General features: G+C 60.2%; 24 protein-coding genes. 15 read left to right on the forward strand and 9 right to left on the reverse strand.

From position 1 onward, the window contains the following. Window positions 1-605: 605 nt before the first annotated feature. A complete protein-coding gene (locus ACK4OE_RS19905) occupies window positions 606-3,014 on the reverse strand; it encodes a heavy metal translocating P-type ATPase (RefSeq protein WP_409887357.1) in 2,409 nt (802 codons plus the stop codon). 183 nt (window positions 3,015-3,197) lie between these two features. On the opposite strand from ACK4OE_RS19905, the gene ACK4OE_RS19910 reads away from it, so the two are divergent. Then, window positions 3,198-3,389 (forward strand): heavy-metal-associated domain-containing protein, encoded by a 192-nt coding sequence (locus ACK4OE_RS19910; RefSeq protein WP_056419638.1) that lies wholly within the window; start codon window positions 3,198-3,200, stop codon window positions 3,387-3,389. Between the two features lie 101 nt (window positions 3,390-3,490). After that, window positions 3,491-4,051, forward strand: a complete 561-nt coding sequence (cueR, locus tag ACK4OE_RS19915; RefSeq protein ID WP_409887360.1) for a Cu(I)-responsive transcriptional regulator — start codon at window positions 3,491-3,493, stop codon at window positions 4,049-4,051. A gap of 97 nt (window positions 4,052-4,148) precedes the next feature. Here the strand turns inward: cueR and ACK4OE_RS19920 are convergent, their stop codons facing one another. The 6 genes from ACK4OE_RS19920 to ACK4OE_RS19945 form a co-directional block, all read right to left on the reverse strand. Next, window positions 4,149-4,442 (reverse strand): hypothetical protein, encoded by a 294-nt coding sequence (locus tag ACK4OE_RS19920; protein ID WP_015012914.1) that lies wholly within the window; start codon window positions 4,440-4,442, stop codon window positions 4,149-4,151. A gap of 78 nt (window positions 4,443-4,520) precedes the next feature. After that, window positions 4,521-4,862: a copper-binding protein gene (locus tag ACK4OE_RS19925; RefSeq protein ID WP_015012915.1), complete on the reverse strand. Its 342-nt coding sequence runs from the start codon at window positions 4,860-4,862 to the stop codon at window positions 4,521-4,523. A 38-nt stretch (window positions 4,863-4,900) separates the two neighbouring features. Next, window positions 4,901-5,404 (reverse strand): plastocyanin/azurin family copper-binding protein, encoded by a 504-nt coding sequence (locus ACK4OE_RS19930; protein ID WP_055394787.1) that lies wholly within the window; start codon window positions 5,402-5,404, stop codon window positions 4,901-4,903. 35 nt (window positions 5,405-5,439) lie between these two features. Continuing rightward, window positions 5,440-6,852 carry a multicopper oxidase family protein gene (locus ACK4OE_RS19935; RefSeq protein ID WP_409887363.1) on the reverse strand — a complete coding sequence of 471 codons (1,413 nt, stop codon included), beginning with the start codon at window positions 6,850-6,852 and terminating at the stop codon, window positions 5,440-5,442. A gap of 18 nt (window positions 6,853-6,870) precedes the next feature. Next, window positions 6,871-8,304 carry a TolC family protein gene (locus tag ACK4OE_RS19940; protein WP_069103143.1) on the reverse strand — a complete coding sequence of 478 codons (1,434 nt, stop codon included), beginning with the start codon at window positions 8,302-8,304 and terminating at the stop codon, window positions 6,871-6,873. Next, a complete protein-coding gene (locus ACK4OE_RS19945; protein WP_409887365.1) occupies window positions 8,301-8,510 on the reverse strand; it encodes a hypothetical protein in 210 nt (69 codons plus the stop codon). The genes ACK4OE_RS19940 and ACK4OE_RS19945 overlap by 4 nt, the downstream gene beginning before the upstream one ends. A gap of 253 nt (window positions 8,511-8,763) precedes the next feature. Between ACK4OE_RS19945 and ACK4OE_RS19950 the strand changes: the two genes are divergently transcribed. The 4 genes from ACK4OE_RS19950 to ACK4OE_RS19965 all read left to right on the forward strand — a co-directional run bounded on the left by ACK4OE_RS19950 (window position 8,764) and on the right by ACK4OE_RS19965 (window position 12,658). Further along, complete coding sequence (locus ACK4OE_RS19950) at window positions 8,764-9,450, forward strand: heavy metal response regulator transcription factor (RefSeq protein WP_409887367.1); 687 nt, start codon at window positions 8,764-8,766, stop codon at window positions 9,448-9,450. Continuing rightward, the gene (locus ACK4OE_RS19955) at window positions 9,447-10,853 is read left to right on the forward strand and encodes a heavy metal sensor histidine kinase (RefSeq protein WP_409887369.1); all 1,407 of its coding nucleotides are present in this window, start codon (window positions 9,447-9,449) and stop codon (window positions 10,851-10,853) included. Before ACK4OE_RS19950 ends, ACK4OE_RS19955 begins: the two co-directional genes overlap by 4 nt. Beyond that, a complete protein-coding gene (locus tag ACK4OE_RS19960) occupies window positions 10,846-12,108 on the forward strand; it encodes a type II restriction endonuclease (RefSeq protein ID WP_409887371.1) in 1,263 nt (420 codons plus the stop codon). The genes ACK4OE_RS19955 and ACK4OE_RS19960 overlap by 8 nt, the downstream gene beginning before the upstream one ends. Window positions 12,109-12,349: 241 nt before the next feature. Then, window positions 12,350-12,658, forward strand: coding sequence for a flagellar hook-basal body complex protein FliE (locus tag ACK4OE_RS19965; RefSeq protein WP_015012981.1), 309 nt, complete (start codon window positions 12,350-12,352; stop codon window positions 12,656-12,658). 132 nt (window positions 12,659-12,790) lie between these two features. Here ACK4OE_RS19965 and ACK4OE_RS19970 read toward each other — a convergent pair whose 3' ends face one another. Beyond that, window positions 12,791-13,318, reverse strand: a complete 528-nt coding sequence (locus ACK4OE_RS19970) for a DUF4148 domain-containing protein (protein WP_069103139.1) — start codon at window positions 13,316-13,318, stop codon at window positions 12,791-12,793. 90 nt (window positions 13,319-13,408) lie between these two features. Beyond that, window positions 13,409-13,780, reverse strand: a complete 372-nt coding sequence (locus ACK4OE_RS19975) for a hypothetical protein (protein ID WP_082836304.1) — start codon at window positions 13,778-13,780, stop codon at window positions 13,409-13,411. A 347-nt stretch (window positions 13,781-14,127) separates the two neighbouring features. On the opposite strand from ACK4OE_RS19975, the gene ACK4OE_RS19980 reads away from it, so the two are divergent. The 9 genes from ACK4OE_RS19980 to ACK4OE_RS20020 all read left to right on the forward strand — a co-directional run. Then, window positions 14,128-14,424 carry a hypothetical protein gene (locus tag ACK4OE_RS19980; protein ID WP_409887374.1) on the forward strand — a complete coding sequence of 99 codons (297 nt, stop codon included), beginning with the start codon at window positions 14,128-14,130 and terminating at the stop codon, window positions 14,422-14,424. Between the two features lie 342 nt (window positions 14,425-14,766). Then, on the forward strand, window positions 14,767-15,108 hold the full coding sequence (locus ACK4OE_RS19985) for a four-helix bundle copper-binding protein (RefSeq protein ID WP_055401394.1): 342 nt from the start codon (window positions 14,767-14,769) through the stop codon (window positions 15,106-15,108). A 20-nt stretch (window positions 15,109-15,128) separates the two neighbouring features. After that, window positions 15,129-15,545 (forward strand): DUF305 domain-containing protein, encoded by a 417-nt coding sequence (locus ACK4OE_RS19990; protein ID WP_409887376.1) that lies wholly within the window; start codon window positions 15,129-15,131, stop codon window positions 15,543-15,545. 264 nt (window positions 15,546-15,809) lie between these two features. Then, window positions 15,810-16,001 (forward strand): DUF2933 domain-containing protein, encoded by a 192-nt coding sequence (locus ACK4OE_RS19995; protein WP_055402945.1) that lies wholly within the window; start codon window positions 15,810-15,812, stop codon window positions 15,999-16,001. A 34-nt stretch (window positions 16,002-16,035) separates the two neighbouring features. Continuing rightward, window positions 16,036-18,405, forward strand: coding sequence for a heavy metal translocating P-type ATPase (locus ACK4OE_RS20000; RefSeq protein ID WP_409887378.1), 2,370 nt, complete (start codon window positions 16,036-16,038; stop codon window positions 18,403-18,405). Between the two features lie 60 nt (window positions 18,406-18,465). Continuing rightward, entirely contained in the window at window positions 18,466-18,930 is a 465-nt protein-coding gene (locus ACK4OE_RS20005; protein ID WP_242421767.1) for a hypothetical protein, read from the forward strand. Window positions 18,931-19,005: 75 nt separating this feature from the next. Beyond that, window positions 19,006-20,331: a TolC family protein gene (locus ACK4OE_RS20010; RefSeq protein WP_063459336.1), complete on the forward strand. Its 1,326-nt coding sequence runs from the start codon at window positions 19,006-19,008 to the stop codon at window positions 20,329-20,331. A 12-nt stretch (window positions 20,332-20,343) separates the two neighbouring features. Then, window positions 20,344-21,861, forward strand: coding sequence for an efflux RND transporter periplasmic adaptor subunit (locus ACK4OE_RS20015; RefSeq protein ID WP_409887380.1), 1,518 nt, complete (start codon window positions 20,344-20,346; stop codon window positions 21,859-21,861). Then, a partial coding sequence (locus ACK4OE_RS20020; RefSeq protein WP_409887382.1) for an efflux RND transporter permease subunit occupies window positions 21,858-22,656 on the forward strand: 799 nt, incomplete at its 3' end. The genes ACK4OE_RS20015 and ACK4OE_RS20020, both read left to right, overlap by 4 nt.

Below are 22,656 nucleotides of genomic sequence, written 5' to 3' on the forward strand. Positions count from 1 at the left end.
CACCACGTCAAAGCAGACGGGCGAGACCTTGCTGACCTCGGGCAGCAGCAGGCAGAGTTGGTTGTTCTGCGTGCTCCAGCGTCCGGCGCGTGTGCGGCCGTTTTCTGAACGCTCTAGGCGGACATCCAGGAAGTAGTCATGCCCCCAATGGCGTCCGTCGGTGACATGGTGCCCGCCCGCCGCTTAACGGATCTGCGCCGTGTTTAGCTTGGTTTCGGGGGCGCTGCGAAGGCCATGGGCGCCAGTATCCCGCCCAGAAAATATACGCAGCCCCCGCTAAAGCAGCGGGGGCACCGCGAAAGTGCCCGCCGTCATGCCTCCATGCTGGGAGGCCAGTTGTGCGTCTCTGCCTAGCAGTATTCTGGGAGCGTGCTGCGGGATTGTTGATGCTGCTGGGCGGAGTTGTGATGCTGGCGGGAGTGGTGCTGCGTTTGGCGGAAAGCCATGGTCACGAGCACACCCATGAGCCTATGACCCACGCTCACCCCCACGCACCAGATGTGCACCATCAGCACGTTCACAGAACCTCTTGAGTTCGACCGGATAGCGATGGACATACGCGGTCTACATCTGACAGGATCCGTTGTCGGATCTGGCGCTAGTCCTTACCTCTTCCAAGAACGCAGCAGCAACGCATTGGTCACCACACTCACGCTGCTGAGGGCCATAGCTGCTCCCGCCACCATGGGATTCAACAAGCCAAATGCAGCCAAGGGGATCCCGACCACGTTGTACGCGAATGCCCAGAAAAGGTTCTGACGGATCTTTGCGTACGTGCGCCGAGAGATGTCGATGGCATCTGCGATCAACGCGGGGTCACCATGCATCAGCGTGATCCCCGCAGCATGCATGGCCACGTCGGTGCCCGTGGACATGGCAATTCCCACATTCGCCGCAGCCAGAGCGGGCGCGTCGTTGATGCCGTCACCCACCATCGCAACGTGCCTGCCACCTGACTTGAGCTGCGCCACGATATCCGCCTTGCCTTCCGGCAGCACATCAGCACGAACCTGATCGATGCCCAACGCGCTGGCTACTGCGCTTGCGCTTCCCTTGTTGTCCCCGGTGACCAAGACGGTCTGGATGCCCAGAGCATGCAGTTGGGCAATGGCCTGTTGTGAGCTGGGCTTCACTGTGTCTCCAAATGCCAATAAACCCATCACTTCTGGCGCATCGGTCACGTCAGCCAACCAGGATACTGTGCGGCCCTCTTGTTGCATCTGTACTGCAGCCCCGGTCAGACTGGCCATGTTGACATCCAGCTCCTCCATGTAACGTGTACTCCCGAGGCGGATCTGGCGTCCTTTGATGACAGCAGACATGCCTCTGCCAGCTACCGCTGTGACCTCAGTGGCACGAGGAACGGTCACACCCTGGGTGCGTGCAGCGTCCATCACGGCCTTGGCCAGTGGATGCTCGCTGCCGTTCTGAATGGCCGCAGCAAACGGCAGTAACTGATCCTGGAGGCCTTCGGCAGGCATCGCAGCCGTCAAAGTGGGCTTCCCCTCGGTCAGGGTGCCGGTCTTGTCGAACGCCACGGTGTCGATGTGGTGGGCAACCTCCAGTGCTTCTGCATCCTTGATCAGAATACCGTGGCGTGCTGCAACGCCGGTGCCCGCCATGATCGCGGTGGGAGTAGCCAAACCCAGCGCACAAGGGCACGCAATCACAAGTACCGCGACAGCATTGAGGATCGCCTGTTCCCAGTTGCCAGTGGCAAAGCCCCAGCCCATCAGTGTGATGGCAGCAAGGCCGAGCACCACGGGCACAAAGACCGCACTCACTTCATCCACAATCCGCTGGATGGGAGCCTTCTTCGCCTGCGCCGACTCAACCATCCGCACGATGCGCGACAGAGTTGACTCTGCGCCTATCGCAGTCGTCCGTACCAACAACAAGCCCTCCGCGTTCACGGAGCCTCCCGTCACCTTGTCACCGACGTGCTTCGCCACAGGCAGGCTCTCCCCGGTGATCAATGACTCATCCACCTGGCTTGCGCCTTCGATCACCGAGCCGTCTACCGGGACTCTCTCCCCTGGGCGGACAACCACCGTATCACCTACTTTCACGCGTGAGAGTGGTAGATCAATGTCACCGGCATCAGTGCGCACACGTGCAATTTCTGGGCGCAGCGCATGCAGCGCCCGGATCGCTTCGGTGGTTTGTCGCTTGGCTCGGGCTTCCAGCCACTTCCCGAGAAGGACAAGCGTGACGATCACAGCAGAGGCTTCAAAGTACAGATGGGGCGTGCCGTGTTCAGCGTGCTTGAACAGCAGGTACAGGCTCAAGCCGTACCCGGCCGACGTACCCAATGCGACCAGCAGATCCATGTTGCCTGCGCCTGCACGAAGAGCCTTCCAGCCAGCGCGGTAGAACCTCGCGCCCAGCCAGAACTGCACAGGGGTGGCCAGGGCCAGTTGAATCCAGCCGTTGAGTGTCCAGTCTTGACCGAACAGCATGCCAAGCATGGGCAATACCAGGGGGAAGGACAGACCAGCGGCTAGAGCGACAGGCCACCAGGGCGCCGACGGCTTGTCGTGTTCAGTGGAAGTGCTCGTATCCGCAACCTGTGCCTCATAGCCCGCCTTAACAACGGCGGCTACCAGGCGTTCGGGAGGCAATCCTGCATCGAAACGAACCTGCGCACGCTCCGTGGCTAGATTGACTTCCGCGTGCTTGACGCCTGGTACACCCTTCAGCGCTTTTTCGACACGTCCCACGCACGACGCGCAGGTCATCCCACCGATCAACAGCTCCACGGACTCTTCCGCTATTGCGTATCCAGCCTTTTCGACAGCCGCAGCCAAGGCCGGGACCGGCACCGTGGAGGCGGCAACCACGGAGGCGCGCTCAGTAGCAATATTCACGGTCACCTCACGGACCCCAGGGACGGCTTTGAGGGCCTTTTCAACCCGTCCAACGCAAGAGCCGCAGGTCATGCCAAGTATCGGAAGATTCAGGTGTGCGATGGATAGTGAGGCGGACGGCCCCGCTTCATGGGCAGAGGTATTCATAGCAATCTCCATGTGGTGTTCAACTCCGGCGTTAACCGGCAGAGTTCGAACTTTCAGGGTTGACACGATGGGAGACGCAAGCGAGTCGGCGCTCCTTGTTTGGATATCTATCTGGCCACTTGACCTTGCCCCAGTGGCAAACCGGAGACTGAAAGCCTCTTAACTTTTTCCAAGAGGTGAAAAATGCATGAATTCCAACTCCCCGACATGACCTGCGGACACTGCGCTGGTATGGTGAGCCAGACGCTTCAGATGACAGACCCTGAATGCAAAGTGCAGGTGGATATGTCCAAACGCATGGTCACTGTGCAAAGCGCGGAAGATCGCAAGACACTGGTCGAGGCGCTGACCGAGGCTGGATATCCGCCCGCCTGATCTAGGCTTTACAAAACGTAGTATTCGGAGCGCTTGACATTGACACGGTGGTAAGGGCCAAAGTCCTTGCTACCGTGTTATTCCATTGCACAGGAGCATCCATGACCACACTCATGAACATCGGCGAAGCGGCCAAAGCGGCAGGTGTATCGGCCAAGATGATCCGCCACTACGAGCAAACAGGTTTGTTGCCAGAAGCTGAGCGCAGTGAGTCTGGCTATCGAAAATACGGTGAGCGCGAAGTTTCGGTACTGCGTTTCATCCGCCAGTCGCGCCGCCTCGGGTTCTCAATGCCCCAGATTGCGGAGTTGATCGGCCAATGGGGTGACACGCACCGCACCAGTCGGCAGGTAAAGGCGATTGCGGAGCGCCATCTGGCGGATCTGGAGGAGAAGCTGCGGGAGATTATCGAGATGAAATCAGCCTTGGAGCAGTTGGTTTCTGTGTGGGCTGGCGACGACCACTCGAACTGCGCAATTCTTGACAACCTGGCGGCGGACAGCCCCTCGAAGCCCAACCACAACGCAAGTTTCGTCAAACCGACTCGGCGCGGAGCCAAGGTTTCCAGAGCGCACTCTGGTGTGACCGACACGCCAACGAACAGCCATCTAGACCTCATGACGTGGATGCGCGGAGTCCACGCACATCGGAGCGGGCACTGAACTAGGCCCTGAGGGGGCTTGCGAAGCCATCACCTTGCACCACGATTGCGGCCCGCCCGTACTTGGGTGGGCCACGCTTGTGGCCCACCCGTTTGCATTACTTAGGCGTGGAGCCCGGAGTGGCTTCCTTGTGCGGCATGGCTTCACGCGCATTGGCCTTTTCCTGACCACGGGCTTCGGCCTTGCTGGTGTCCGCAAGGCCAGAGCCTTCACCTCGCGCTGTACCGCCATCCTTGATCTGCTTCACACCGGTTGCAGGACGGGCTTTCTTGTGGTCTTCGCCATGCGCTTGCGCCTTGGAGTTGGTATAGGGCGTGGCTTCCTGGGTGTCGCCAGCGGCGAATGCGGACGATGCTGCTGTCATGGCGAGGGCAATAAGGAGCGTTTTCATGATTTTTCCTTGGTGGGTTGACGTGCGAACAGAAGAACGCCCCCTTTTCTTGAGGGCGTAGCGAGACACTTTTTGCGCTTACTTGGCAGGCTCGATGGCAGTGACGACCATCTTTCCGCCCTCGTTGATCACCATGAAGCGGATCTTGTCGCCGGCCTGCGCCTTGTCGAGCAGGGCCTTGTCCTTGGCTGTGAACACCATGGTCATCCCCGGCATCTCCAAGTGCTTGATGTCGCCATGCTTGATGGTGATTTTTCCGGCGTCCTTGTCGATCTTGCGCACCTCTCCATCGGTCATGGAGGCTGCGGCCGTGGTTGCGGCTCTTCCGGCGTCTCCAGAGGCTTGCGCCGTGGCTGACAACGGCATGAGTGCGGCCAGCGACAACATCGCGCCGATCAAAAGACTGTTTGCGTTTTTCATGTGAACTCCTTGTTCAATGGCGTGGAGGACTTTTCCGCTTACTTCTTCACCACCGTGACCTGCCCCTTCATGCCAGCGTCGTAATGGCCTGGGTACAGGCAGGCAAACTTGACTTCACCAGCCTTTGTGAACTGCCAGATGATTTCGCCTTGCTTGCCTGGGGCCAGCGACACCTTGCTGGGTTCGTCATGCTCCATATCCGGGAACTTCTTCATGGTCTCGTAGTGTTCCTTGAGTTCGGCATCGGTGCCCATGCTGAACTCGTGTTTGACCTGGCCACTGTTCTTGATCACGAACTTGACCGTTTCCCCCTGTTTGACGGAAATCGCGGCGGGCGTGAAGCGCATGGTGTCAGCCATGTCCACGTTGATTGTGCGGGTCACCTTCGCGGCCTTGCCGGGCTGACCAATTGCTGATTCAGCGCTGCCATGGCCGTGGGCGCCACCGCCGTCATGGCCGCCGCCGTGATTGCCGCCTGCAATGCTGTTGAAGGACAGGGCCACCAGGGTGGAGGCCGCGATCAGGGAAAGAGTGCGTTTCATAGTTACCTTGGGTTGTGGATGAGGAAAGGAGGCGATCAGTGGCCGCTGTGCGAAGACGGCTTTTTGACCTTGACGACAGTGTCCGAACTGGACTTCTCTTTGCGGGGCATGGACTGGCCGCCCTCGGCTTTGAAGCGGGCAGGCTCCGCCATCGGACCGGTGTACTCATACGCCACCGTGCCCTCCGGGTTTTTGTACCAACCCGGGTTCTTGTAGTCGCCTGGCTTCTGGTCGCGGCGCACCTTCAGGACACTGAACATGCCACCCATCTCCACCGAGCCGAAGGGGCCTTCCCCGGTCATCATGGGGACGGTGTTGTCCGGAATGGGCATCTCCATCTCGGTCATGTCCGCCATGCCCCGTTCGCCCATGACCATGTAGTCGGGGATCAGGTTGTTGATCTTCTTGGCCACGCCCCGGTGGTCCACGCCAATCATGGTGGGAATGTCATGACCCATTGCGTTCATGGTGTGGTGGCTCTTGTGGCAGTGGAATGCCCAGTCACCTTCTTCGTCCGCGAGGAACTCGATCTGGCGCATCTGGCCCACGGCCACGTCGGTTGTCACTTCATAGAGACGGGTGCTCTTGGGCGTGGGACCGCCGTCCGTGCCCGTTACCAGAAACTCGTGACCGTGCAAGTGCATCGGGTGGTTGGTCATGGTGAGGTTGCCGATGCGAATACGCACCTTGTCGTTGAGCCGGACGTTCAAGGAGTCGATGCCAGGAAAGATGCGGCTGTTCCATGTCCACAGATTGAAGTTCGTCATCTCTGCAACCTTGGGCGTCGCGGCCCCTGGCTCAATGTCATAAGCACTGAGCAGGAAGCAGAAATCACGGTGCACTTCGTCGATCAGCGGATGCTTGGCCTTGGGGTGCGTGATCCAGAAGCCCATCATGCCCATGGCCATCTGGGTCATTTCATCGGCATGCGGGTGGTACATGAAGGTGCCCGGGCGGCGCGCCACGAACTCGTAGACGAAGGTCTTGCCCGACTGGATTGCGGGCTGGTTCAATCCCGCCACACCGTCCATGCCATTGGGCAAACGCTGTCCATGCCAGTGGATGCTGGTGTGCTCGGGCAGCTTGTTGGTCACAAAAATGCGGACGCGGTCGCCTTCCACCACCTCGATGGTGGGACCTGGGCTCTGGCCGTTGTATCCCCACAGGTGGGCCTTGAAACCGGGCGCCATTTCGCGCACCACGGGTTCTGCCACCAAGTGGAACTCTTTGACCCCCTGGTTCATGCGCCACGGCAGCGTCCAGCCGTTGAGCGTGACCACGGGGTTGTAGGGGCGCCCCGAATTGGGCACCAGCGGCGCCATGGTGTCTGCACTCGTCTGGAACACTGGCTCTGGCAGAGCGGCCATCGCCACCCGGCTCACACTCGCTGCGGCCACAGCCCCCCCAGCAATGCCAGCAAATCGGAAAAAATCTCTTCTTGAATTCATGTTGGTTTCCTTGAGGGATCAGTGACCTGCACCAGCTTCGGCTGCGGCTGCGCCACCGCCCGAGACACCTGCGCTGGTGGGTTTGCCGATGAGGGAGGCTTGAAGGGCTGCGTCCGCTAGCCAAAACTGCTGTTCGGCGTTCAGAGCCGCCATCACTGAGTTCACCTGGTCGCGGGAGTCGGCAAGCAACTCAAAGACGCTGATCAGCATCCCGTTGTAGCGAAGCTGGTTTTCTTCAGAAATGGTTTTTCGCAGAGGGATCACCTCGTCGCGGTGGTGGCGCGCGATGTCATACGCCGTGCGGTACGCGGAATAGCTCTCGCGCAAGTTCGAGCCCGCCGCGCGGGCTGTGGCCTCCAGGCGGTTGGCAGCGGCCAGGGTTTGCGCGTTCATGGAATCGCGTCGCATGCCCCCCCAATCGAAGATCGGCAGCTGCAGACTGATCTCGAAGCCGCGCCGCGTCGAGTGGGTGTTCTCGGCTGCATCGAAGACAGAGTCGCGCCGTACACCCAGTTCAATGTCCGTGAAGGTCGTGATCGTGTTCCAGCCTTGCGCGCGTGCGGCTGCGTCATAGTCGGCCTTCGCGATCTGAAGATCCAGCCGCCCCTTGGACGCCTGACGGCCCGCATCTGCTGGGGACAGCGGCTCCTTGGGCAGCGTCGGCAGGCGCTCAGGCAACTTGAGCTGCTGGGCTTGGTTGTCATCAAGGCCCAGCATCCGCACCAGCTCTTCACGGGCCGCTGTGACCCCGTGCTGGGCGGTGGCCAGCTGGGTCGCTGTGTCGGCATAGAACGCTTGCTGGCGTGCACGGTCAAGCTTGTTGAAATTACCGACTGCCTGCATGCGCTTGGCCAACTCGGCGCTGGCTTGGGCGCTTGCGACAACCTGTTGGGTGTAAGTCAACGTCTGTTGCGCGGCAACAGCGCGGACCCAGGCTTGGCGCACTTGGGTCACCTGGTCCACTACATCGCTGCTGAGGCGCAGCTGAGTCTGTTTGACACGCTGCTCGGCGATACCTTTGCGCATGGGCAAGGTCAGCAGGTCAAGCAGACCGAAGGAAAGGAGGCGTCCGATCTCCGTCTCGCTGCCTAGCCGAACGCGCTCCAGGCTCAGAATAGGGTTGGCGATGCGGCCGGACTGGGCCGCCGTGGAAGCGTCCGCCCAGTTTTGAGCCACGATGGCTTGCAGGGACGGGCTATTGACCAGAGCGAGTTGAACGGCATCTTGTTGACTGAGCGGTTTGGCCAACAAGTCCGAGGCGCGTTGGCGCAAGGCATCTTGCTCATTCCGGTCCCGGGCCAGAGTAAGTCCGCCGTCCGTGAAACCGCTTGTCGCCGCGTTGGCGCTGGAGAGGTTTTGCTCCAGATTCACGCTGGCGCAGCCAGACAAGACCGCCACTGCGGCAACAGCGATCACTAGTTTGGCGCGGGGCATGCGAAGGGTACGGATCATTGTTTGCCCCCGTGGTGTGCGTCATGGCCTTGGGCTGGTTGGCCCTGGTCCGCTGCGGGTGCGGGCTGGCGCATTTCCTTGGCATAGGCGCGCCATCCTCCAATTTCGCCTACCTTGTCGTTGGCAGCCTTCCAGGGCTGGACGGATTGCTCTTTGTAGACCTCATAGCCTGTCAGAGCTGATCGGTACGAAAGTTGGTAGTCCACTTTCGGGGGTGCACCGTCTGGCATCTGAGCAAAGGCTAGCGAAGGCGCCAGCAGTGCAGCGGCCAGCCAGGGGATTGAGTTAAGTCGTGAAAGCCAGGAATTTCTCATAGATTCACCATGCGTTTTGATGCAACGCATTGTGTGAGTCAATGGCTTCCAAATAGATAACGCCTCAATTACATCTTTGTCATGTTCAAGAAAGGCGCAAATCTGCGGGCACACTGGCGGCCACTCGCAGCGCCAAGGAGGTCTCGTGAAGATACTGATCGTTGAGGACGAAATCAAAACCGGGGAGTACCTGCGCCAAGGCTTGCGGGAAGCGGGATTCAACGCTGATCTAGTCCACAACGGTGTCGATGGTCTGCGTATGGTTCAAGAGGAAGACTACGATCTGGTAATCCTGGATGTGATGCTTCCTCGGATGGACGGCTGGCAGGTCCTCACCAATATGCGTCGCCGTGGCCTTGAGATGCCCGTGCTATTTCTCACGGCCAAGGATCAGGTGCAAGACCGGATCAAGGGGCTGGAATTAGGCGCAGACGACTATCTGGTCAAGCCGTTTTCTTTTGCCGAATTGCTGGCAAGGGCCCGGACCATACTGCGGCGCGGCCGTAGTGGCGCCGAGGTGACCATTCTGCAGGTGGCCGATCTTGAACTGGATCTTCTGCGGCGGAGAGTCAGCAGGTCCGGCAAACGCATCGACCTCACGCCCAAGGAATTCGGTCTGCTGGAACTGCTGATGCGTCGCCAAGGAGAGGTTTTGCCTCGCTCTCTGATCGCGTCGCAGGTGTGGGATATGAATTTCGACAGCGACTCCAACGTGGTCGAGGTGGCAATGCGTAGGCTTCGGGCCAAAATTGACGATGCCTATAACGCCAAACTGATCCAGACGGTGCGAGGCATGGGGTATGTGCTTGAAGCGCCACAGGAGAGTCCGTGAGAGCCCGGCACTCGCTGACGACACGGCTGACGGCCTTTTTTACGCTGGCTTCTGGGCTTGTGCTCGTTGGCTTGGGGACCATCGTCGCCATTTCTATCGATCGCCATTTTGTGGAACTGGATCGCGATGCCCTGCGCGACAAGATCCACCTCACACGTGAGGTGATAGGAAAATCCACGTCACCTGAAGACCTCAAAATGCGTCTGGACGACGTCTTGCACAGCCATGAGGGCCTTTTTGTCAGCGTTTTCCGTGACAGGGCCACGCTTTACGCGACCACGGATTTCCAGTTTCCAGATGATCTCCATGCCCTGGCTCAGAGGGCCCGCCTGGGGGTTGCCTCCTGGATAACGAAGGGGCGGGAATACCGAGGGATGTCGGCACTCGTGACGTTGCCGGGTTCCGCCGAGCCGCCGCTGCAGGTCTGGGTAGCTGTAGACATTGCCCACCACAAGCACTTCATGTACGAATTGATTTGGGTGCTTGTGGGCTATGTGGCGTTGGCCACTCTAGTGGCCGGGGTCCTGGGCTGGTGGGCCGCAAAGAATGGCTTGGCCCCCCTTCGGGCCATGAGATCTCGCGCCATGGCCATCACGGCACAGCGACTGGACGAGCGGATGCCAACCCAGGAGTTTCCAGTGGAAATGGCAGACTTGGCGACCACTCTCAACGAGATGCTCCGGCGGCTCAAGGAGGAGTTCGACCGGCTGTCCGAGTTTTCTTCGGACCTGGCTCACGAGCTGCGAACGCCCATCAACAATCTGATGACGCAGACCCAGGTCACGCTTAGCCAAGCTCGCTCCTCCGAGGAGTACCAGGACATACTGGCCTCCAACGCCGAGGAGTACCAGCGTTTGGCCCGCATGGTGGCTGACATGTTGTTCCTGGCCAAGGCTGACCACGGGCTTATTCTTCCCAGCACGGAGAGAATCGCAGTTCATGATGAAGCACAGGCCTTGTTTGATTTCTACGAGGCACTTGCCGAAGAAAAGCGGGTCCGGCTGCAACTGATCGGAACGGCGGAGATCACTGGCGACCGGTTGATGCTTCGCCGGGCGCTGAGCAATCTCCTGTCCAACGCCGTTCGCTACACCCCCCCTGGAGAACAGGTGGTCGTTGACATTCAAGGGGACGTTCACGGAACCACCGTGGATGTAGTCAACACTGGACCTTCTATCGATGCGCAGATGATCCCCCGCCTGTTTGACCGTTTCTTTCGGGCAGACAAGTCGCGCAAGCAACTGGATTCCGACGGTGCAGGCTTGGGCTTGTCCATCACCCAGGCGATTGTTCATGCACACCGGGGCCGCATCTCAGTGAGTTCGGCCGATGGCAGGACCTGTTTTTCGATGTATTTCCCCAGTGCACAGACCATTGGCAAGCACTTCACGACAAATGCATGACCCCTTTGCAACCCTTATTGACTGCTGGAAGGCGGATCCGAGCAGCACCTACAACAGCTGGTTCCTGTGGGATCAGAGGATCAAGAACTTCCGCTCCATACGCAGAGGCATTGCACAGGTGGTGGAGGACATCCGGGGAGGAACGTTTGGCAACGCCTACCGAGGCTCCTCGCTGGAGACGATCGTGGGTTCCGTGGCAGAGCAGCGCCAAATTTTCAAAGGTGCGGACCACGCGTTCCTCTGGAAACCCAAGCTGAGGATTCCGGACATCTACGAGAACACGAGTAACCAGCTCGCCTTCGCAGATCTCCTTCACACCTGCGATCACTGCGATTGCGCAGAAGACGTCGTTGCCGCCATACAGCGCATCGATGCAATCGGCATCAAAGGCTTGGGCCCAGCAGTCGCCAACTTGCTGTATTTCATCCACCCAACGCTGCTCTCTCCCTTTAACACTGCCATTGTCAATGGTTTCAACGCAGTGACTGGCGGGCGCGTGAAGCTCGGACGTTGGGACCACTATCTCTCTATGCGGGAGGGCTTGCTGCGCTTGAACGCGCAGTACCGGCTGAAACTATCGAATGATCTCGGTGCGATTGCGGGACTCATGTTTGACATTGGCAGTGGCCGATATGCAGCGCCGCCACAAGCAATGGATGCGGCGACGGCGAAGCTCTGGCAAGAAGACCTTGAACGTGTGCGGCAGGAATCCACCGCATTGCAACGGGAGCTGTCCCAGGCGACCGAAAGCGATGCGACCCACACGGGTATTCAGGCTTCGTTGCGAGATCTGGGCAAGTCTCTCGGGTTTGATGTCTGGATAGCGTCCAACGACCGGGGTCGCTCCTACGGCAGCGGCCTTTTGGGAGACGGATGTCTGGCGCAGTTGCCTGCCAGCGTGGACAGGGGACTGGAGTCGATTCGACTAATTGATGTCGTATGGATTGACACTCAGACATCGCAGGTCGCGGCCGCATTTGAAGTCGAGCACACCACGTCCATCTATTCGGGGATCGTGCGAATGCTCGACCTGGCCTTGGGCACGTCGGTTGCAGTCAACTGTGCATTGTTTCTTGTGGCTCCAGACAATCGCAGAGACAAGGTCGCTGAACAACTTCAAAGGCCTGCATTCTCCCGCGTTTCGGAGTTGGGAATCCGGTACCTGCCGTATAGCCAACTGGAGCAGAACCACGCTTTGATGAGCCGTTTTGGTTCCAGTATCAAGCCGCTGCTGGAGATTTCGCAGCAGCTGTGAGACCCGGTTTTTTTGCATAGTGCGGTTCGCCTGGGTTTCGCTCCTTGAGCCTCGGGTTCGATTCTCGGCGATGTCGGCAAGATGAATTTCCTGTTATCCCGAACGGAGGGACTAGCGGCTGAAACCCTGCGCCCAAAAACGATCCAGGTCTGGCGCCAGTAACTACTATGGACCATCACCTTGGTAGAGATCTCCAAGGCGGCACTTCGCAAATTCTTCGTCCAACCATGAGGTCCTCGACATGAACGTCACTACCAAGCCATTGGATGGTCTGTCGCCAGTCGGTTTGTTGGGAAACTCTGTGTCCACAGCACCGAGCATCCAAGGGGGCGGTTTTCTAGACGCCATGAAGCAGGCGCTGACAATCACAAGCCAATTGCAAGGTGAATCGGGTCGGCTGAGTCGAGAGGTCACACTTGGCAACCCCACGGTCAGCTTGGAAGGGACCATGCTCGCTGGAGTCAAGTCGAATATTGCGTTCCAGGCGACCTTGCAAAGCCGCAATCGAATTGTCCAGGCCTACACCGATGTGATGAACATGCAGGTCTGATCCTGAGCGAGTTGTAAGACAACGGTCGTGCGCACCTGCTGTCGGGGCCGTGGGCATGCTTTGCATTCAAGCTGGAGGCGGCCCTTTTTTGGCAAGGCTCCTCCAGCTCAGCCGCTGACCCCCTGGGAAAACTCACTGAAACCGTGGCGCCTTGGAGGATTCGTCCGAGGTGGTGGCCATGGCCGCATGCTGCGCTGCGTGATAGCGGTCCGGATAGATTTCGTTGAGCTTGCGGCCGTCTTCGCCCACAGCGACGACTTCGCCTTCGCGGATGGCGCGTGCCAGCTCGCTCTTTACCTGGTCACGTGTCTTCAGCGATTTGCCTGTCACGATGGGATAGCGGCCTGACATCAGTTCATTGCGTTTGACGCCGAATTCACCGGCCACCATGATGTCGCCTGTACGGATAGCCTGCTCCAGCTCGTCCCGCACTTGCTCTCGGGATTTGCCGACCTGAGTCGAAGTAGCCACGGGATAGGCGCCAGGATTGATCTGCTTGAGCGTAAGACCCGATTCGCCAAAGGCGAGCATGTCGCCGCTCTGCTGAGCCTGCGCCAATTCAGCACGGACTTGCTCGCGCGTCTTACTGACCACTTGGTCCGAAGCAAATGCAGGGGCTGCGATAAGAGAGAGGACGATGAGGGTGGACTTGAGTTTCATGATGGGATTTCCTTCTTGATAAATGGAGATGGTTTGAGTGCAGCCGCAGGCCGGTCTTGGAGATTCGCGGGAGTGGGGATGGTTCGGGGTTCAGGGCAGTTGGCTGGCGTTGACCCAACCTGCCTCGCCTCCGAGATCGCGCATGCCATCGCTGGTCACGGGATTGCGCTTGGCGGCCTGCAACTCATCCAAGACTTGCTGGCGGGTCTTTGTCAGCTTGGGGCCAGGGACGAGCGGATAAGTAGCCGGGTAACCACGGCTGATCCAGTACAGAGAACCGTCCTTTTGCGCGGCCAGTACGGTGCTTTCGACAGCTTGACGGCTGACTGCGTTGCCCAGGTGGTCGGGGGCCAGACTCACGCCTTCTTCCTGACTTGGGCTTGCGTGGTAGACCGAAGTAGCGAAGGACGCTGTAGCGAATGCAGCGAGACTGGCGACGAGGATGGCAGTACGAATTTTCATGATGGTCTCCTGTGGCGCCGGATGCCCGATATGGTCCATCCAGGTGGCGTTTTTCTGCGCCACGGAGAGAAGTCTAGAACCCGCACCCCTACGAAGCGGTGACCTCCCGATTACGCTTTTGACAGGTTTGGGGCGAGGTGAAAAGTGCAGAGGGATCTGGTTCGAGATACGGTCTATGCCTCCTCACCGGGATGAAGCACCCGATGAACATTGCATGTTCCGTATATTTCGAAAACGTCATCCGCACTACAGCTTCTCGTTCGTCCCCGTAGCCCAAAATCCTCTTCCACACGCCGCCCATTGATGTCTTGTATCCGCGTGTAGCCGTCGGCCCAGCTGACGTTTTAATGACTGATGAGGAAAGTAAGACCATGTACACAAAGATGATTGTGTCTATGTTGGTCGCAGCAGCGTCGCTGGCGTCTGCGACCACGTTTGCCGCACCTACCGACAATGAGGTGCGCGTTGAGGCGTCGGCCACCAAAGTTGCGACGGAGGATGGAAAAACGCGCTACTGGAGCCATCCAAGATTGGGCATGATCAAAGTCGATGCCGCAGGCCGCATGCTCGCTGCGCGATCAAACACTGGGGAAGCCGAACCATCTGGCGTTCTTTCTGGCATCCGATCGTCGCGTGTGCGCTGACGCCTTGTGGCGTGAGAGGTACCACAGCTAGGCCCGTAGTGCGCTGCATGGTGGTTACGTCAGCTTTGAAGGGCTGTGATTGGACGGCAGCCGTGCGAATAGGCGTAACAAAGAGCCTTGGCGAAGACTACTTGGTCGAATGTGACATCTAGATTACGACCCTGAAACCTCTTCGTCATCTTGCACCGAAATTGCGGCAAATTGCTCGAAGGCTGAGTCAATCGTCGGCGCGAGCCTACAGAACCGAATGCTTCTCGCGGCGGAAGATGGATGCTCCTTGCAGCCCGCTGCGTAGGATCAAGTTCAACTTTTTGAGCCATCCAAACCTATCAGGAGATCCAGATGAATCACACCCCGAACCCCTACATGTCTTGCATCAATGCTTGCCGGTCGTGCGCGACGGCTTGCCATCAGTGTTTCGCAGAGTGCCTCAAGGAAGAGGACGTCAAGATGATGGCCCGCTGCATTGCGCTGGACGCGGACTGTGCGGCCGCTTGCAGCTTAGCTGCCGATGTGATGGCGCGCCGAAGCGAATACGCCGAGGCGATTTGTGCGCTGTGCGCGCAGATCTGCAAGGCCTGCGGAGACGAGTGCGCTAGGCACGAAGCCGAGCATTGCAAGGCATGTGCCGCCGCTTGCCACAAATGCGCTCAAGAATGTGCCGCCATGGCCCACGCAGATTGACGCTGTTCAAGGAGCCCACCATGAGAGTTCTGCACCCACCCTCGAAAACCGTCTCGGCAACCGCCTTTCTTGCATGCGCGTTGGTGGTTCCCTTGTCGTTGCACGCCCAGGCTGCCCCACACGCTGGCATGAAAGGCGCTGCCATGGATCAGACGATGCCTGCAGGCAAGATGGACATGAAGTCCATGATGAAAGAGAACAACGACAAGATGGCGTCCGTGAAGATGGCAGGCAATCCCGATGTGGATTTCGCGCAAATGATGCGCATCCACCATCAAGGTGCCATCGACATGGCGCAGAGCCAATTGCGCGATGGAAAAGATCCCCAACTACTCAGCATGGCCCGGGACAATATTACCGCGCAAAAAAAGGAAATCGCTGTGCTGGATGCGTTTCTCGTTCGCAATGGCAATCAACGCACAGCACCCACGAAATAGTTCTCTGTACTCACCGATCGCTGCCCTGACCCTTGGACCGCTGTCGGGGAATCAGGGCAGCGTTACTCAGACGCCGTTTGCAGTGCGCATGGGGGCTGAGCAGGCACATGATCCACGTCAAGAGGGCTTGTCATCAGTTTGACATTACCACCGTGTTAAGCCTTATTGTTTCCATACGGCTCGTCACTGTCTCGACGACCTCATATCGAGAAAACCATGAACCACGATCACAGTACAGGACAATCGGATAAGGCCAGCGCGTCAATGGGCAGAAAGAGACTGATTGGCGCAGTCGTCATGCTCGCTTTCATTGGCATGTTTTTTCTTCTCAAAGAGCACTGGTCGCATGTCGCGGGCTACTGGCCGTATCTGCTCTTGCTGGCTTGCCCCCTGATGCACCTTTTCCACGGACACGGGGGGCACGGCTCCCACAACGTCGATTCGAGCAAGAAGTAATCTTGCACGGCCAAAACACCCAGGGAGGCTATCCATGTCGAATGCGCAACCGCACGAACACGTCCATCATGACCACCAGCATCATGAAGGGCATCACACGCATGTGTCGTTGCCCACGACGGGACTAAAGGATCCTGTCTGCGGTATGGATGTGACGGAACAATCGCATCACTCGACAGAGCACGAAGGGCGTCCTTACTACTTTTGCAGCGCCAAATGCAAAGCACGCTTCATGGAAGCGCCGCAAAAGTTTCTCTCGACTCCCATCAGCGAGCGCGCGCCTCAGCCTGAGCCCGAAGCGGCGCAACAGGGCACAACCTATACCTGCCCCATGCACCCTGAGGTGCAACAGGACCACCCCGGAAACTGCCCCAAGTGCGGCATGACGCTGGAGCCCATGCTCCCCAAGCTGGATGAGGGAGAAAACGCCGAGCTCGTGGATTTCCGACATCGCTTCTGGTGGACCTTGCCCCTCACCGTGGTGGTCACTGTCCTGGCCATGGTGGGGCACCGGTTGCAGTGGTTCGAGATGGCGACCCAGAGTTGGATCGAGCTGGTCCTCACGGTTCCGATCGTGCTGTGGGCGGGTTGGCCCTTCTTTGTGCGCGGAGCGCAGTCGGTCGTGAACCGCAGTCCCAACATGTGGACGCTGATCAGCCTGGGCACGGGGGCAGCTTTCGTCTACAGCGTGGTCGCCACTGTGGCGCCTGGGGTGTTTCCAGCATCGTTCCAGGCCATGGGCCGCGTGGCGGTGTACTTCGAGGCTGCAGCCGTCATCATCTCTCTCACGCTGCTGGGTCAGATGCTGGAGCTGAAGGCGCGCTCGCAGACTTCGGCCGCCATCAAGTCGCTGCTGGGCCTGGCCCCCAAGACCGCGCGGCGTATTGACGCCAACGGTCAGGAGAGTGATGTTCCCTTGTCCCATGTCCATGTGGGAGACCTCTTGCGCGTGCGGCCTGGCGAGAAGGTTCCTGTGGATGGTGTGGTGGTCGAGGGGAGCAGCGCGGTGGACGAAGCCATGCTCACTGGCGAGCCGGTGCCCATCGTCAAAGGGCCTGGTGATGCCGTCATCGGTGCCACGCTCAATACCAACGGGGCACTGGTGATCCGGTCCGAGCGGGTGGGCTCCGCCACCATGCTGTCGCAGATCGTTCAGATGGTTGCGCAGGCACAGCGCTCACGGGCCCCCATGCAGCGCATGGCTGACCAAGTGGCGGGGTACTTTGTCATGGCCGTGGTGGGTATCGCATTGCTCACGCTGTTCGCGTGGGGCCTGTTCGGTCCAGAGCCACGCTGGGTCTACGGCCTGGTCAATGCAGTTGCGGTGCTGATCATCGCGTGCCCTTGTGCGTTGGGCCTGGCAACGCCCATGTCCATCATGGTGGCCACAGGCCGGGGGGCGACCAGCGGCGTGCTGTTCAGAGACGCGGCTGCCATCGAGAACCTGCGCAAGGTGGACACGCTGATCGTTGACAAGACAGGCACGCTCACCGAGGGTAAGCCTTCCTTTGAATGTGTGGTGGCCATGCCTGGTCTGTCCGAGGACGAAGTGCTGCGCCTGGCAGCCAGTCTGGACCAAGGCAGCGAGCATCCGCTGGCCGATGCCATTGTGCAGGCGGCTCGTTCCAAGGGCCTGGTGCTGGACAAGCCCGAGGACTTCGAGTCCGGATCGGGCATCGGTGTGCGCGGACAGGTCGCTGGTCGCCAGCTCGCCCTGGGCAACACAGTCCTCATGGAGCAGGTCGGCGTTTCTGCCAATCCACTGCTTGCGCAGGCGGAGGCCTTGCGTGCCACAGGGGCCAGCGTGATGTATCTGGCTGCTGACGGGCAACTGCAAGGACTGTTGGCAGTCTCGGATGCCGTCAAGGCGAGCACGCCCGAAGCTCTGGCTACCTTGCACGCGGCGGGGCTTCGCATCGTCATGGCCACGGGTGACGGCATGACCACTGCCAAGGCGGTAGGTGCTAAGTTGGGGATTGATGAGGTCCATGGCGAGGTCAAGCCTGCGGACAAACTAGCCTTGGTGTCCCGACTACAAGCCGAAGGCCGTGTCGTTGCCATGGCAGGGGACGGGATCAACGACGCGCCCGCTCTGGCCAAAGCGGATGTGGGCATTGCGATGGGCACAGGCACCGATGTGGCGATGAACAGTGCCCAGGTCACCTTGGTCAAGGGCGATCTGCGGGGGATTTCCACAGCGCGGGAGCTGTCGGACGCAACGGTGGGCAACATGAAGCAGAACCTGATGTTCGCCTTCCTCTACAACGCGCTGGGCATACCGATTGCCGCAGGGCTGCTGTATCCCTTCACCGGCTGGCTGCTGTCGCCGATGATCGCTGCCTTGGCGATGAGCCTGAGTTCGGCGTCCGTGATCGCCAATGCCCTGCGGCTTCGCAAGGGCTGAGATGGCTCGGCAGGCCCGGATTTGATCTAGGTTAAGTCCGTGGCCACCGCTGGGGATACCATGCGCACCATGACCTTCGCTAGAAGCACCGTATCGCGCCAAGGACGCTGGATAGCCAGCGTTCTGATTGCGGCGTTGCTTCTGATGCAGTTCGCGTTGGCCGCCTATGCCTGTCCCAAGCTGGACTCCGCAGCCCATGCGGCGTTGATGCAAAAAGCGGGCATGGCGATGGAAGATGCCGTCGGCATGCCCTCCATGCCCGATTGCCACGCGATGGCGGGCACCATGGATGAGCAAGATCCCCAGCTGTGCCGAGCCCATTGTGATGGCGACAGCTTGTCTTCCCCCTCGCTCCAAGGTCTCGATCTGCAGGCGCTCGCTGCGCACGCCATCTGGGTCGCCTATGTGCTGCCTGCGATTCTGGACTCCGAGCGCCATGTTGACCCTCGGGCTGTCTACGCGGATCTGGACAGTCGAGCAGGCTCTCCCCCCATCTATCTCACCCATCAGGTCTTTCGGAATTGATCGTGCACGTCTTGCGCGCTGCCTTGCAGCGTTTGCGCAAGTCTGACTTCGTGCCCCTTCATTTCGAGGACCATCATGCCCATCGTCTCCTTTGGCGCTCCCTGCGAGCGCCCGTCTGCGCACCAGCGCATTCATCCCATCTCGCAGCGCATCCAGGTGCGCGAACTCTACCAACTGCGCCTTGGCGCTCTCGGGTTGCTGCTATCCGGCATCGTCTTGGCTGGCAACCAGGCCCACGCCCTGGGCTTCTCCGAGGCCTTGGATCTGGCGGAGCAGCACAGCCCCCGCATCGTGGCCCAGCGGCTGCAGGTTGATGCGGCCAGCAGCTCTCAGAAAGCGGCTGGAACCCTGCCGGATCCCAAGCTCTCAGTCGGGATCGAGAACTTTCCCATCAGCGGCATGGACCGCTTCAGCCTCACACGCGAGTCCATGACCATGCAGCGCCTGGCGCTGATGCAGGAGGTGCCGAACCGGGCCAAGCGCGATGCCCAGATCGCCAGTGCACAGGCCAAGGTGGAGCGTGAACGCGCCACCCTGGCGGTCCAGCGCCTGCAGATCCGCCAGGAGCTGAGCCAAGCGTGGATCATGACCCAGGCAATTGAACAGCGCGACCAGGTACTTGCCGGTTTACTGAGTGAGAACCAGCGCCTCCAAGACAGCCTGCCTGCCCGCATTGCGGGGGGGACGGCCCAGGCGGGAGACCTCCTGATGGCCAGGCAGGAGGCGCTTGCGTTGTCGGACCGCAGGGACGATCTGCAGCGGGAGCGGTCCAAGGCCAGGGCGATGTTGCGGCGCTGGGTTGGCGCCCGTGCCGACGAGGCACTGCAGGGCACTCCAGGGTCCTTGAGCCGCCCCTTGGACCAGCTGCGCTCGGAGGTACACCGCCATGCCGAACTGGCGCTGTACCCCGCCATGCAGGGCATGGCCTTGGCGGAGACGCGCGAAGCCCAGGCAGAAACCAAGGGTGATTGGTCCTGGGAAGTGGCCTACAGCCGCCGCGACCGGCGCTGGGGCGACATGGTGTCCTTCCAGGTGACCTTTGACCTTCCCTGGCAACAGGAGCGACGCCAGGCACCTCAGATCAAGGCCAAGCAGCTGGAGCTGCAGCGCCTGGAAGCAGAGCAGGAAGATGTGACCCGCAGGCACCTGCAGGAGCTGGAGGACAGCGCCTCAGAGCTGGCGGCACTGAACAGTCAGATCGAGCGGCTGCAATCGGCTGGCATGGGTCTGGCACAGGGGCGTGCTGAACTCGCGCTGGCCAATTACCAGTCTGCCAAAGGCGACTTGAGCGCCGTGCTGGCGGCAAGGGCCCAAGTGCGGGAGACGCACTGGCGGCTCATTGATCTGCAGGCACAGCGGGACACCGTGATTGCCCGCCTGAACAGCCTGATTGCCGACTGAAGGGAGAACCACATGACCAATACCGTTTTCAGAAAGACCGCTGTGGCCGTGGCACTGGTGGCTGCTGGCATCGCCCTCGGTTGGGGCGTCTCCCAATGGCGCACCGCGAACAGCCACGCAGTGGGAGCCAGTCCCGCATCGACAGAAGCAGCAAAAGCCGACCGCAAGGTGCTGTACTGGTACGACCCGATGTCGCCGACGCAGAAGTTCGACAAGCCAGGCAAGTCCCCCTATATGGACATGGCCTTGGTTCCTAAGTATGCGGATGAGGACACTCAGGAAAGCTCCGGCCTGAGCGTCTCTGCGCAGGCAGTGCAAGCCCTCGGCCTGCGCACAGCCACGGTGGAGCAGCGCGACATTGGGTCCGACGTGGACGTGCTGGGCACGGTCCAGCTCAACGACCGGGATGTGAGCATCGTCCAGGCGCGTTCTGCTGGATTTGTGGAGCGTGTCTATGCTCGGGCCCCGGGCGACGTGGTGGCGGCAGGCGCGCCATTGGCCGACCTACTACTGCCCGAATGGGTGGCTGCGCAGCGTGAATTTCTCGCGGTCCGGGAGCTCAAGGACGAGTCGCTGACGGCAGCCGCGCGCCAGCGGTTGCTGCTGCTGGGTATGCCGGCCTCGCTGGTGGCCCAGGTGGAGCGCACGGGCGAACCTCAAGGCCGCTACACGGTGACCTTCCCGCAGGCTGGGATGGTGGCCGAACTGATGGTGCGCCAAGGCATGACGGTCTCTGCCGGGGCCAGCCTGGTCCGCGTAAACGGTCTGGCCAGCGTCTGGATCGAAGCGGCCGTTCCCGAAGCGCAAAGCGGGCCCTTGCAGCTGGGGCAGGACGCCCAGGTCCGCCTGGCCGCGTTTCCGGGCGAAACCCTCAAAGCCCGGGTTGTGAGCATCCTCCCTGAGGCCAACCGGGACACCCGCACGGTGCGTGTGCGGCTGGAGCTACCCAACCCCGCCCAGCGGCTGAAGGCTGGCATGTCCGGGCAGATCGTTCTGGCCGGACGGACACAACCAGCGCTGCTGGTGCCCAGCGAAGCGGTGATCCGCACCGGCAAGCGGGCGCTGGTCTACGTGGTGGATGGCCCCGGCAAGTACCACCCCGTCCAGGTCCAACTCGGCGCAGAAATCGATGACCGCCTCGTCGTTCAAGGCGGGCTGACCGCAGGACAACAGGTGGTCGCTTCGGCACAGTTCCTGATTGACTCGGAAGCCAGCCTGCGAGGCATCTTGCCTGCACAGTCTCAAGGCAGCAGCGCACAACCAATCAGTGAACAGGGTTCTTCGATCTCTGCTGCTCCGGCGTCCAAGAGCTTTACCGTGCGGGGAGTGGTCGATGAGGTCACACCGACCGAGCTGACTCTGACCCATGATGCCGTGCCTGAACTGAAGTGGCCTGGCATGACTATGCCCTTCAAGCTGGCGAGTCCTGAACTGGCCAAGACATTGAAACCCGAGCAGCAGGTCAGGTTCACCTTCCAGCAGCAAGGCAAGGACTTCGTGATCATCGCCGTGGAAAGGATCAAGCCATGATCGCGCGTCTGATCCGCTGGTCGGTGGCGAACCGGTTCCTGGTGCTTCTCGCGACTGTCATGCTGACCGCTTGGGGCGTGTGGGGCGTGCGCAGTACCCCCGTGGACGCTCTTCCCGATTTGTCGGATGTCCAGGTCATCATCCGGACCTCCTATCCAGGTCAAGCTCCGCAGATTGTGGAGAACCAGGTGACCTACCCACTGGCCACCACCATGTTGTCCGTTCCGGGCGCCAAGACGGTGCGTGGCTTCTCGTTCTTTGGCGACTCCTTCGTCTACATCCTGTTCGAGGACGGCACGGACCTGTACTGGGCGCGTTCCCGCGTGCTGGAATACATGAACCAGGTGCAGGGGCGGCTACCCGCCACGGCAAAGTCGTCGTTGGGCCCAGATGCCACCGGGGTGGGCTGGATCTTCCAGTACGCCCTGGTAGATCGCACCGGCAAAAACGACCTGGCCCAGCTTCGCGCCTTGCAGGACTGGTTCCTGAAGTTCGAACTCAAGAGCTTACCCAACGTGGCCGAGGTGGCATCGGTCGGGGGCATGGTCAAGCAGTACCAGGTCGTGCTCGACCCCATCAAGCTTGCGTCCCAAGGCCTCACTCAGGGGCAGGTGCGCGAGGCCATCATGAATGCCAACCAGGAAACGGGTGGATCGGTGCTGGAACTGTCCGGCGCCGAGTACATGGTGCGCGCCAGCGGCTATCTCAAGACGCTGGACGACTTCCGCGCCATCCCGTTGGTGTCGCGCGCAGGGGTGCCTGTGCGCCTGGGGGATGTCGCCACCGTCCAGATCG

It is taken from the genome of Acidovorax sp. (genome assembly GCF_046314175.1).
GTDB lineage: Bacteria > Pseudomonadota > Gammaproteobacteria > Burkholderiales > Burkholderiaceae_C > Acidovorax.